The 11,371-nt window shown below is 70.9% G+C and carries 12 protein-coding genes; 9 read left to right on the forward strand and 3 right to left on the reverse strand.

Annotated elements, in window-relative coordinates:
* Window positions 1–113 precede the first annotated feature (113 nt).
* The 3 genes from K206_RS38125 to K206_RS0112710 form a co-directional block, all read right to left on the reverse strand.
* Complete coding sequence (locus K206_RS38125; protein ID WP_020202792.1) at window positions 114–560, reverse strand: hypothetical protein; 447 nt, start codon at window positions 558–560, stop codon at window positions 114–116.
* 133 nt (window positions 561–693) lie between these two features.
* The gene (locus tag K206_RS38130) at window positions 694–930 is read right to left on the reverse strand and encodes a hypothetical protein (RefSeq protein WP_020202793.1); all 237 of its coding nucleotides are present in this window, start codon (window positions 928–930) and stop codon (window positions 694–696) included.
* Window positions 931–1,239: 309 nt separating this feature from the next.
* Window positions 1,240–2,133: an alpha/beta fold hydrolase gene (locus tag K206_RS0112710; protein ID WP_020202794.1), complete on the reverse strand. Its 894-nt coding sequence runs from the start codon at window positions 2,131–2,133 to the stop codon at window positions 1,240–1,242.
* A gap of 142 nt (window positions 2,134–2,275) precedes the next feature.
* On the opposite strand from K206_RS0112710, the gene K206_RS0112715 reads away from it, so the two are divergent.
* From K206_RS0112715 to K206_RS38140, 9 genes are all read left to right on the forward strand, one after another.
* Window positions 2,276–3,169 (forward strand): LysR family transcriptional regulator, encoded by an 894-nt coding sequence (locus tag K206_RS0112715; protein ID WP_020202795.1) that lies wholly within the window; start codon window positions 2,276–2,278, stop codon window positions 3,167–3,169.
* 341 nt (window positions 3,170–3,510) lie between these two features.
* Entirely contained in the window at window positions 3,511–4,185 is a 675-nt protein-coding gene (locus K206_RS0112720; RefSeq protein ID WP_029043561.1) for a CDP-alcohol phosphatidyltransferase family protein, read from the forward strand.
* Entirely contained in the window at window positions 4,182–5,012 is an 831-nt protein-coding gene (locus K206_RS0112725) for a 2OG-Fe(II) oxygenase (RefSeq protein ID WP_020202797.1), read from the forward strand. Before K206_RS0112720 ends, K206_RS0112725 begins: the two co-directional genes overlap by 4 nt.
* A complete protein-coding gene (locus K206_RS38135; protein WP_020202798.1) occupies window positions 5,009–6,034 on the forward strand; it encodes an HpnL family protein in 1,026 nt (341 codons plus the stop codon). Before K206_RS0112725 ends, K206_RS38135 begins: the two co-directional genes overlap by 4 nt.
* Window positions 6,035–6,065: 31 nt before the next feature.
* Complete coding sequence (locus K206_RS0112735; protein WP_029043562.1) at window positions 6,066–6,830, forward strand: NTP transferase domain-containing protein; 765 nt, start codon at window positions 6,066–6,068, stop codon at window positions 6,828–6,830.
* Complete coding sequence (aepX, locus tag K206_RS44705; RefSeq protein WP_020202800.1) at window positions 6,827–8,533, forward strand: phosphoenolpyruvate mutase; 1,707 nt, start codon at window positions 6,827–6,829, stop codon at window positions 8,531–8,533. Before K206_RS0112735 ends, aepX begins: the two co-directional genes overlap by 4 nt.
* Entirely contained in the window at window positions 8,530–9,735 is a 1,206-nt protein-coding gene (gene aepY, locus K206_RS0112745) for a phosphonopyruvate decarboxylase (RefSeq protein ID WP_020202801.1), read from the forward strand. Before aepX ends, aepY begins: the two co-directional genes overlap by 4 nt.
* Entirely contained in the window at window positions 9,736–10,800 is a 1,065-nt protein-coding gene (locus tag K206_RS0112750) for a 2-aminoethylphosphonate aminotransferase (RefSeq protein WP_020202802.1), read from the forward strand. It begins immediately after the preceding gene.
* A gap of 146 nt (window positions 10,801–10,946) precedes the next feature.
* Window positions 10,947–11,371: phospholipid-binding protein MlaC (locus K206_RS38140; protein ID WP_196812871.1), on the forward strand; the 425-nt coding region annotated here is incomplete at its 3' end.

Here is an 11,371-nt window from a genome sequence, read left to right on the forward strand (position 1 = left end):
CGCCAGCCTCGGGTTTGCCGCCCGCCGTGCCCGCGCCGGCACAGAATGACGGCGGCGTCAGCGAGGGTGGCGCGGCGCAGGCGCAGTAGCGGCCGGCGTCTGCGACCCCGAGGTCAATCGGACGATCCGCTCTGGAGCAGGACGTGGGGAGGGAATGCGGTGCGGGCCCATTCGGGCAAGCGGGACGACCGTCGCCGGAGCCGGCCTTCGTCCCAGGACAGGATCAGGCGGGCGCGCAGTGCCGCATTGTCGAGCGCAAAGCATCGGTCGGCGATGGCAAAGGCCGGAGCAAAATTGGCGAGGCTGCGGGCATGGCGGCGGCGTACATCGCCTGGCGGTACCCAGTGGCCACCCCTCGCCACCCGCTGGACGATCCGGGCGATGCACAGATCGGGGCGGGGTCCGCCGACGAAGACGAGATTGACCTTGTAGCCGGCTGCCCCGGCCCGGCGCATCAGCGCCAGTTCACGCTTGCCCGAGAGCGTGGTGTCGACGGCGAACGAAATGCCCTGCGCGAGAAGCGCTTCCTGCCGAAGAACCGCGCGCCTGCCGGCTTCCACCGGCGAGACCTAGTGTTCCGCAGCAATCGTGTCGGGAGAGATCACCGGAATGCGGCCGGCGAACCAGCGATCGGCGATGGTTGTCTTCCCGGCACCGTTCGGGCCTGCGATGACCCAAAGCTGAGCCAAGGGGCTAGATGGTCCGGACTACCGAAATGTGGCCGTCGACATCGACGGTCGCCAGCTCCCTGCTGCCGTCGGGATTCTTCTTGACGATGAAGCCGGGATATTCCGGATCGGCATAGTAGACGGGGCGTCCCTGGTCCAGGTGCTCCTGGGCGGCGGTTTCGCCCTGTGCATCGATGGCCCGTTCAAACTCGGCCGAGGTACGGAATACGTCATTGCCTTGCTTGACCGCGGTTGGCTGCATGCTGGCTCCTTTCGCGCACGCGTGCGCTTCGGTGGCGCCATTTTCTCACAGGGCGCGGTACTCCGACGCACTGGCCGGGGGACAAAAAATGTGTCCGGAAAATATCGCTTCCAGGGCATGCGAAATGCCACCGGACGCCCCCGTCCGACGACGTCGCGCCTGCCCGGCGACAACCCCGGCTCTGCCGGAACACGTCGCCCATGCACGGCACCAGCGCCAGCGAGCGGGGGCGTGCCCGGGTACGGGAACCGGCGCAGCAGATGTGTCCGGGCCAGGCGCGCCCGGCCGCGCATGCCGCCGCCCGCGCGGTCAGCCCGGCTGCGCGCAGAAGCGCAGGATGGCGGCGGCCACGGCCTCGGGCGCCTCGCGCTGCGGGAAGTGGCCCACGCCGTCGAGCACCTGGCGCGCGTAGCGCCCGGAGAAAAAGCCTTCCTTGCCCTCGGAACTGGCCGGCTGGTTGCACGTGTCGCGCCCGCCGTGCAGGACCAGCGTGGGCGCGGCCAGCACCGGCGCCGGGCACAGCGCGCGCTCGTCGGCGGCGTAGGCGGGATCGCCTTCGGCGAAGCCCCAGCGGTGCCGGTACGAATGCAGCACCACGGCGGCCCAGTCGGGGTTGTCGAAGGCCGCGGCGGCTTCGTCGAAATCCTGTTCCGCGTACCAGCCCAGCGGCGACCACGTGTCCCACATCTGGCGCGCGAAGGCGCGCCGGTCCTGCGCCACGGTGCGCTCGCCGCGCGGCGTGGCCATGTACCAGTGATACCAGTAGTTGCGCGCCTGCTGCAGCGAGATGGCCTGGCGCGGGTCGTTGGTGCCGTAGCCGACCGACAGCATCACCAGGTGCGAGCCGGCGCGCGGCCGCAGCCCGAAGGCGTTGGCGGCGGCGCGCGCGCCCCAGTCGTGGCCGACCAGCAGCGGGTCGCGCAGCGCCAGCGCGTCGAGGAAGGCGAGCAGGTCGCGCCCGAGCGCCGCGAGCTGGCCGCTGCGCATGGTGGCGCCGTCGCGGAACCGTGTCGGGCCGAAGCCGCGCAGCGCCGGGCAGAGCACGCGGAAGCCGGCCCCGGCCAGTGGCGCGGCCACGCCGCGCCAGCTTTCCGGGCTGTCCGGCCAGCCGTGCACGAGCACCGCGGTGCGCGCGCCGCGCGGGTTCCATTCCAGGTAGCCGATGTCCAGCACGCTGGTACTGGCAAAGTGGTATGCCGTCATCGCGCGGCGCTCCTCGTGGGTAACAGGTTGGGTTAGGGGGACCGGCCTGGTCAGCTTGAAACGATAGCACCCGCGCGATTTCCGATTCGTGATGAATTGGCTATGATTGTGAAGATTACGAAATCAATCTGGAGGGCATGACATGGATGCGATGCCGGCTTCGGCGGCCACGCTCGACATCGGCCTGCTGCGCACGTTCCTCGCCGTGGTGGATTGCGGCGGCTTCGCGCTGGCGGCCGAGTCGCTCAGCCTGACGCCGTCGGCCATCAGCGGCCATGTCAAGCGGCTGGAGCAGGGCGCCGGCGCGGTGCTGCTGGAGCGCACCACGCGCAGTTTCACGCTGACGCCGGACGGCGAGCTGCTGTATGCGTATGCGCGCAACATCGTCGCGCTGGAGCGCGAGCTGCGCGCGCGGCTGCGCGGCGCGCCCGTGCGCGGGCGCCTGCGCGTCGGCAGCTCGGAGGACTTCGCCGGCACCTGGCTGCCGCGCATGCTGCAGGCGTTCCGGCGCTGGCATCCGGACGTGTCGGTCGAGCTGAAGGTCGGCGCCTCGGCGGACCTGCTGCGCCAGCAGGAGCGCGGGCGCTTCGACATCGTGTTCGGCAAGCAGTGCTCCCGCGCGACGGGCGGCGAGCTGCTGTGGGAGGAGGAACTGGTGTGGGTCCACGCCGCCGACGCGCCGTTCGATCCCGAGGCCGAGGTCCAGCTGGCGGCGTTTCCCGAGCCGTGCGTGTACCGGGAGTCGGCGGTGGCGGCGCTGGCGCGCGTCGGGCGGCCCTGGCGGCTGGTGTTCGAGAGCAGCAGCATGGCCGGCTGCCTGTCCGCGGCGCGCGCCGGCTTCGCGGTCACGCCGGTGGCGCGCAGCCAGGTGCGCGAGGGCCTGCGCGTGCTGGATGGCCGCGACCGCATGCCGGCCCTGCCCAAGGCGCGCTTCTACGCCTTCGTGCGTGAAGGGGCGCCGGCCGCCCAGGTGCTGACGGACGCGGTGCGCGAAGCCGGCCGCCAGCACCGCTTCGGCGAGACCCGGGCCTGGTGAGCGGCGCCGGGCCGGCGGCGGCCGCACTCCGCGGGGCGTTGCTTCGGGGTCATGCCCCCGGCACGCACTATTGTGGTGCTCGCCTCTCCCGGGCGCCCGTCCGGCCTTCCGCCGGCGGGGCGATTGTGCCGATGCGGGTCACATCGCTTACCATATCGGTTTGGCCGGCGGCATCCGCATCGACCTGACGTGGCTGCGCCGCCCCACCGGGTTGCGTTCCCGCAATGCAGGGCGCGCGGACTGGCGCTAGTATGCGGGCCTTGCGGCTGCGCCGCGGCAGCCGTCCCGGGGTCCCGCCGCCGCCCGTAGCTGCCCTGTAGCTTGCCCTGTATCTATTTCAGATGAACGACATTCCAACGAAATCCCACGGCGAGCCGCCCCCGCCACGCACCTGGGATGCCCGCCTCGCGCGTGCGCTGGTGCGCCCGCTGAAGGACTCGTGGGTCACTCCCAACCATCTCACCACCGTGCGGCTGCTGATCGGCCTGGCCGGCGTCGCCTGCCTGATGCAGGGCGGCTACGGCTGGACCAACTACGGCGCGTTCCTGATCGTGCTGTCCAACTTCGTCGACCATACCGACGGCGAACTGGCGCGGATCAGCGGCAAGACCAGCAAGATCGGCCATTTCTACGATCTTGCCAGCGATGCGCTCATCACCGTGCTGCTGTTCGTCGGCATGGGCGTGGCGATCGCGGGCCAGGCCGCGGCCGGCAGCTTTTCGCCGGTGCTGCAGGGCACGCTGGCCGGGCTGGCGGTGGCGCTGATCTTCTTTTTGCGCATGCGCATCGAATCGGCGGTGGGCAAGAGCGGCACCAGACAGGCCGCCGCCGCCGGCTTCGAGACCGAGGACGTGCTGTACCTGCTGCCGATCGTCACGCTGAGCAACGGCATCGCGCCGTTCCTGACCGCCGCCGCGATCGGCGCGCCGCTGTTCGCGGTGCTGGTGGCGATCGACTACTGGCGCGTGATGCGCAAGGTGCGCACGGCCCGCGCCAATATCCAAGGAACACGATGAGCGAACCAGCCAACGACATCACCCTGGACGCGCCGCCGCAGGCGGCGCCCGCTTCCGCGCCGCGCCAGGGCCAGCCCGCGCGGCCCGACCCGGACGCCAGCGTCGCCGGGCGCATCGCCGGGCTCGACAGCGCGAAGCTGCGCGCCGACTTCGAGCGCCAGGACGCCTTCCTGAACCTGCAGGAATTCCTCGCGCCGGAAGTCACCGCGCAACTGATCGCCGCGGCCCGCGCGCTGGTGCCGGACATCAACCGCAACTACCTGCCCGGCCACAAGGCCGGCGGCAGCGTCAGCCGCCACACCATCGACGAGAAGGCGCCGTTCATCGCCGAGCTGTACCGCTCGCGCGCGCTGATCTCGTGGCTGGAACGCATCAGCGGCGACAAGCTGCTGCTGTCGCCGCAAAGCGATCCGCACGCCTACGCGCTGTACTACTACACGCGCCCGGGCGACCACATCGGCTGGCACTACGACACCTCCTACTACGACGGCCGCCGCTACACGCTGCTGCTCGGCGTGATCGACGAGTCGACCTGCCTGCTCGACTACGAGCTGCACACGCGCAACCCCGACGTGCCCGACGAGGCGGGCTCGGTGCGGATCGGGCCGGGCGGGCTGGTGTTCTTCGACGGCGACAAGCTGCGCCATCGCGTCACGCCCGCCGGCGAGGACGAGTTCCGCGTGTCGCTGACGTTCGAGTACGTCACCGATCCGGGCATGCGCCCGTGGCTGCGCTTCATCTCCAACATGAAGGACGCGGTGGCCTATTTCGGTTTCCGCCAGGTGTTCAAGAACCTGACGTCCGGCAAGAAGAAGCCTCGCGCATGACCCGTGCCGCCATGATCCTGCTGTCGGTCGGCGTGGCGCTGTTCGTCGCGCTGCTGGCATGGCAGGGCTTCGGCTCGGTCGCGTCGACGTTCATGTCGGCGGGCTGGGGCCTGGTGGCGGTGGCCGCGTTCCACCTGCTGCCGCTGGCGGTGGACGCGGCCGCGATCCGCGTGCTGTTCGGCCGCGACGGCCACTGCTCGCTGCGCGACACGCTGCTGGCGCGCTGGGCCGGCGAGTCCGTCAACAGCCTGCTGCCAGCGGGCCAGATCGGCGGGCCGGTGCTGATGGTGCGCTTCCTGTCGCAGCGCGGCGTGCGCATGCGCGACGCCGCGGCCGCCATCACCGTGTGCACCACCATGCAGGCGCTGGCGCAGATGGTGTTCGCCTTTGCCGGCCTGGCGCTGTTCGGCCTGTACGGCGGGCACGAGGCGCTGTCCGACCTGCGCGCGCCCACGCTGATCGTCACCGCGGTGCTGGGGCTGTGCATCGTGGGGTTCTATTACGTGCAGAAGCGCGGCCTGTTCGGGCGCGTGCTGCGCGTGCTGTCGAAGCTGTTCGGCAAGCGCGACTGGAGCGGCCTGACCACGCGCGCCGACGCCGTGGACGCCGCCGTGCACGAGCTGTACCGCGACCGCGCCAGGGTCGCCAGGACCTTCGCGCTGAGCCTGGCCGGCTGGGTGGTCGGCACCGGCGAAGTCTGGCTGGCGCTGCATTTCCTCGGCCACCCGGTGAGCTGGCTCGATGCCCTGCTGCTGGAAAGCGTGGGGCAGGCCATCCGCGGCGCGGCCTTCGCGATTCCCGGCTCGCTGGGCGCGCAGGAAGGCGGCTACCTGCTGCTGGCGCCCATCGTGGGGCTGCCGCCGGACGCGGCGCTGGCGCTTTCGCTGGCCAAGCGCGCGCGCGAGATCGGCCTCGGCGCGCCGGGGCTGCTGTACCTGCATTTGAGTGAAAGACGTTTCCAGCGACGGCGTGCCACGGCCAGCACCACCAGTGCGGCCAGTGTGCGGGCCACTACCGATTGATCGAACCTATTTGGATGAGCGCGGAGAAAGAATGCGAGCAATCATTCTTGCCGCGGGCCTAGGCCTGCGACTGCAGCAACAGCCCGGGGAGCAATACCCGAAGTGCCTGTTGCGTTTTGAGGGGATGACCCTGCTGGAGCGCCACCTGCGCATGCTGGATGCGGCGGGTGTCGACGAGATCGTGCTGGCGCTCGGCTTCCAGCCCGAGCAGGTGGAGGCCGAACTGCGGCGCCTGGGCCGCGATCCGTATCCGGAGATCGTGCTGAACCCGCGCTACGACCTGGGCAGCGTGCTGACCGTGCATACCGTGGCCGACGCGCTCACCCGTGGCGGCGACGTGCTGCTGATGGACGCCGACGTGCTCTACGACGAGCGCATCCTGCGCGCGCTGGTGGCCGGCGAGACCACCAACCGCCTGCTGATCGACCGCGATTTCGAAGCCGGCGACGAGCCCGTCAAGCTGTGCCTGAAGGACGGCGTGCCGGTCGAGCTGCGCAAGCAGCTCGCGGTGGGCCTGGAGTACGACACCATCGGCGAGTCCGTCGGCTTCTTCCGCTTCCAGGAACAGACCGCGCGCCGCCTGGCCGAGATCGTCAAGGGCTACGTGGACGGCGGCCGCGCCAACATGCCGCACGAAGAAGCGGTGCGCGACCTGCTGCTCGAAGGCGGCCACGTCTTCGACACCGCCGACGTGAGCGGCGCGCCCTGGATCGAAATCGATTTTCCTGGCGACGTCGCGCGCGCGCGCGACGAAGTCCTGCCCGAACTACAGCGCCTCGTGGGAGCAGCACAATGAACGCAATCGACCCGATTTTCCCGCGCGCCACGCGCGCCGCCCGCCTGCGCCAGATGCTGGTCGGCAAAGAGCTCGAATTCATCATGGAAGCCCACAACGGCCTGTCCGCGCGCATCGTGCGCGAGGCCGGCTTCAAGGGCATCTGGGCCTCGGGCCTGGCGATCTCCGCGCAGTTCGGCGTGCGCGACAACAACGAGGCGAGCTGGACCCAGGTGGTCGACAACCTCGAGTTCATGGCCGACGCCAGCGACCTGCCGATCCTGCTCGACGGCGACACCGGCTACGGCAACTTCAACAACATGCGCCGCCTGGTGCGCAAGCTCGAGCAGCGCGGCATCGCCGGCGTGTGCATCGAGGACAAGCAGTTCCCCAAGACCAACAGCTTCATCGACGGCGAGCGCCAGCCGCTGGCCGAGATCGACGAGTTCTGCGGCAAGATCAAGGCCGGCAAGGACTCGCAGGCCGACGACGACTTCTCCATCGTGGCCCGCGTCGAAGCGCTGATCGCCGGCTGGGGCATGGATGAAGCGCTGCGCCGCGCCGAGGCCTACCGCCAGGCCGGCGCCGACGCCATCCTGATCCACAGCAAGCTGTCCAGGCCCGACGAGATCCTCACGTTCGCGCGCGAGTGGGCCGGCCGCGGCCCGCTGGTGATCGTGCCGACCAAGTACTACAGCACGCCGACCGAAGCGTATCGCAAGGCCGGCATCAGCCTGGTGATCTGGGCCAACCACCTGATCCGCGTGGCGGCCTCGTCGATGCAGGCCGTGGCAAAGGAAATCCACGACAGCGAGACGCTGGTCAACGTGGAAGACCGCATCGCCACCGTCAACGAGATCTTCCGCCTGCAGGACGCCGACGAATACTCGGCCGCCGAGAAGATCTACCTGTCCGGCGCGCAGGTGCCGGGCGCGGCGGTGGTGCTGGCCGCCGGCCGCGGCAAGGGCCTGGAAGCGCTGACCGAGGACAAGCCCAAGATCATGCTGCCGGTGGCCGGCAAGCCGCTGCTGCGCTGGCTGGTGGACGCGTTCAAGAAGCAGTCGATCAACGACATCACCGTGGTCGGCGGCTACCAGGCCGGCGCCATCGACACCGCCGGCATCAAGCTGGTGGTCAACGAGCGCCACGCCCAGACCGGCGAGCTGGCCTCGCTGGCGTGCGCGGTGGACGGCCTGCAGACCGACACCGTGATCGCCTACGGCGACCTGCTGTTCCGCAGCTACATCCTGCGCGACCTGCTGGAAAGCGACGCGCCGTTCAGCGTGGTGGTGGACTCCTCGCAGAACGCGCCGGCCAACCAGAGCGTGCACGACTTCGCCTGGTGCTCGGCGCCCGACGACCGCGACCTGTTCGGCCAGAAGATCCTGCTGCGCCATGTGTCGAGCAAGGCCGAGCAGGCCGGCGCTGCGCCCGCGCAGCCGGCCAACGGCCGCTGGATCGGCCTGCTCAACGTGCGCGGCGAAGGGCGCGCGCGCCTGCAGAAGCTGATCGGCGAGCTGCGCGCGCGCGACGACTTCGACACGCTGGACCTGCCCGCGCTGCTCAACGCGCTGGTGGCCGCCGGCGAGGAAATCGAGGTCAAGTACGTGCACGGCCACTGGCGCGGCGTGAACGACCTGGAAGACTTCCGCCGCGCGGGCGATTTCGCCCACACGCAGACGCAGTTCGCGGCCGGCACCACGGACGGCGAGGAAGCCCGATGATCGAGGCGGCGCAGTTCGTCGAGGCCGCGCGCGCGCGCGGTTTCGACTGGTATGCCGGCGTGCCGTGTTCCTACCTGACGCCGTTCATCAACTACGTGCTGCAGGACCCCACGCTGCACTACGTCTCGGCCGCCAACGAAGGCGACGCGGTGGCGCTGATCGCGGGCGTCACGCTGGGCGCGCGCGGCGGCCGCCGCGGCATCACCATGATGCAGAACTCGGGCCTGGGCAACGCGGTCAGCCCGCTGACCTCGCTGACCTGGACCTTCCGCCTGCCGCAGTTGCTGATCGTCACCTGGCGCGGCCAGCCGGGCGTGGCCGACGAGCCGCAGCACGCGCTGATGGGCCCGGTCACGCCGGCCATGCTGGAGACGATGGAGATCCCCTGGGAGACCTTCCCGACCGACCCGGCCGAGATCGGTCCGGCACTGGACCGCGCGGTGGCCCACATGGACGCCACCGGCCGGCCCTACGCGCTGGTGATGCAGAAGGGCAGCGTGGCGCCCTACGCGCTCAAGGAACAGGCGCGCCCCGCGCCGCGCCCGAAGGCCGTGCCGCGCGCCGCGCTGGCCGGCGCGCCGACGCTGCCCACGCGCCGCGAGGCGCTGCAGCGCGTGATCGCGCATTCGCCGCCGGGCAAGACCGTGGTGCTGGCCTCCACCGGCTTCTGCGGGCGCGAGCTGTACGCGCTCGATGACCGCGCCAACCAGCTCTACATGGTCGGCTCGATGGGCTGCCTGACGCCGTTCGCGCTTGGCCTGGCGCTGGCGCGCCCGGACCTGGACGTGATCGCCGTGGACGGCGACGGCGCGGCACTGATGCGCATGGGCGTGTTCGCCACGCTCGGCGCCTACGGCCCGCCCAACCTGACCCACGTGCTGCTGGACAACGGCGCGCACGACTCCACCGGCGGCCAGGCGACCGTCTCGCACAACGTCTCGTTCGCCGGCGTGGCCGCCGCGTGCGGTTATGCCGAGGCCGTCGAAGGCGACGACCTCGCCGTGCTGGAAGACGTGCTGGCGCGGCCGGCCGCCGGCGCCGGCCCGCGCCTGGTGGCGCTGTCGATCAGCGCCGGCACGCCGGACGGCCTGCCGCGCCCGACCGTGACCCCGGTCGAGGTCAGGACCCGCCTGGCGCGCCATATCGGCGCGGACATCGGCGCCGATCTCGACACCGCCGCCGCCGCACAAGGAGCCAAGTAAATGCTGCTACTCAACCCCGGCCCCGTCACGCTGAGCGAGCGCGTGCGCCGCAGCCTGCTGCAACCCGACCTGTGCCACCGCGAAAGCGAGTTCTTCGACCTGCAGGACGAAGCGCGCGCGCGGCTGCTCGACGTGTACGGGCTCGACCCCGCCGCCTGGACCGCGGTGCTGATGACCGGCTCCGGCACCGCCGCGATGGAAAGCATGACCGCCGCGCTGGTGCCCGCGAACGGCAAGCTGCTGGTGGTGCAGAACGGCGTCTACGGCGAGCGCATCGCGCAGATCGCCGCGCAATACCGCATCGCCCATGAGGTGGTGGCGCACGACTGGAAGCAGGCGCCCGACCTCGACCGCGTCGCCGCCGCGCTCGAGGCCGATCCCGCCATCACGCACGTGGCCGTGATCCACCACGAGACCACCACCGGCCGCCTCAACGACCTGCCGGCGCTCGACGCGCTGTGCCGCGCGCGCGGCGTGCGGCTGCTGGTGGACGGCGTCAGCAGCTTCGGCGCCGAGGCCATCGACTTCGGCGGCAACGTCGACGCCGTGGCCGCCACCGCCAACAAGTGCCTGCACGGCGTGCCCGGCGTGTCGTTCGTCATGGTGCGGCGCAGCGCGCTGGCGCAGGCCGCGAGCCGCACCTACTACCTCGACCTGGGCCGCCTGGCGCGCCTGCAGGACCAGCGCAACACGCCGTTTACGCCCGCCGTGCACGTGTACTACGCGCTGGTGGAAGCGCTGCGCGAACTGGCCGACGAAGGCGGCTGGCGCGCGCGCCACGCCCGCTATGCCGGGCTGGCCGAACGCGCCCGCGCCGGGCTCGAGGCGCTGGGCATACCGGCGCTGTGGCCGGCCGCGCAATCGTCGGTGGTGCTGCGCGCCTACCACCTGCCCGCCGGGCTTTCGTACGCGCAGCTGCACGACGGCCTGAAGGCGCGCGGCTTCGTCATCTACGCCGGCCAGGGCGGCTTGTCCGCGGAACTGTTCCGCATCTCCACGATGGGGAACATCGGGCCGGACGACATCGACCGCCTGCTGCAGGGCTTCCGGGAACTGACGCGGTAAAAGTGACAATGGCGCCGCCGGACCGCGCGGCCGGCGCCATTTGGTTTTTGTGCCCGAGGCACTAGCATTAGATATCGGTCGCGGCCTGTCTCCGGGAGACGGGCGCGGCCGCTCCGTTCATGGTCGTACATCGGGAGGTACTCGCGATGCATCGCCGTCTTCGCCGCCGCGGTCTTGCCGCCGCCGGCCTCCCCGCCGCCGCCCTCGCGGCCTGCGTCGCGCTCGTGCTGGCCGCGGGGCTGCCGCCGGCCGCCACCGCCGCAGACATCGTCGCGCCGGCCGTCGACCGCTCCGCGCCGGACCGCATGGTGCGCGCCGCCGTGGAAGGCGTGCTGGCCACCATCCAGGCCAATCCCGACACCCGCAACGGCGATCTCGACAAGATCACCGCCGTCGTGCGGCGCCAGTTCCTGCCCTACACGGACTTCGAGCACACCACGCGCCTGGCCGTCGGCGCGGCCTGGCGCACCGCGACGCCGGAACAGCAGAAACAGTTGTACGAGCAGTTCCAGACCCTGCTGGTGCGCAGCTACGCGCTGTCGCTGTCGCAGGTGCGCGACCAGGCCCTGAA

This window comes from Cupriavidus sp. WS (assembly GCF_000395345.1).
Classification (GTDB): domain Bacteria; phylum Pseudomonadota; class Gammaproteobacteria; order Burkholderiales; family Burkholderiaceae; genus Cupriavidus; species Cupriavidus basilensis_B.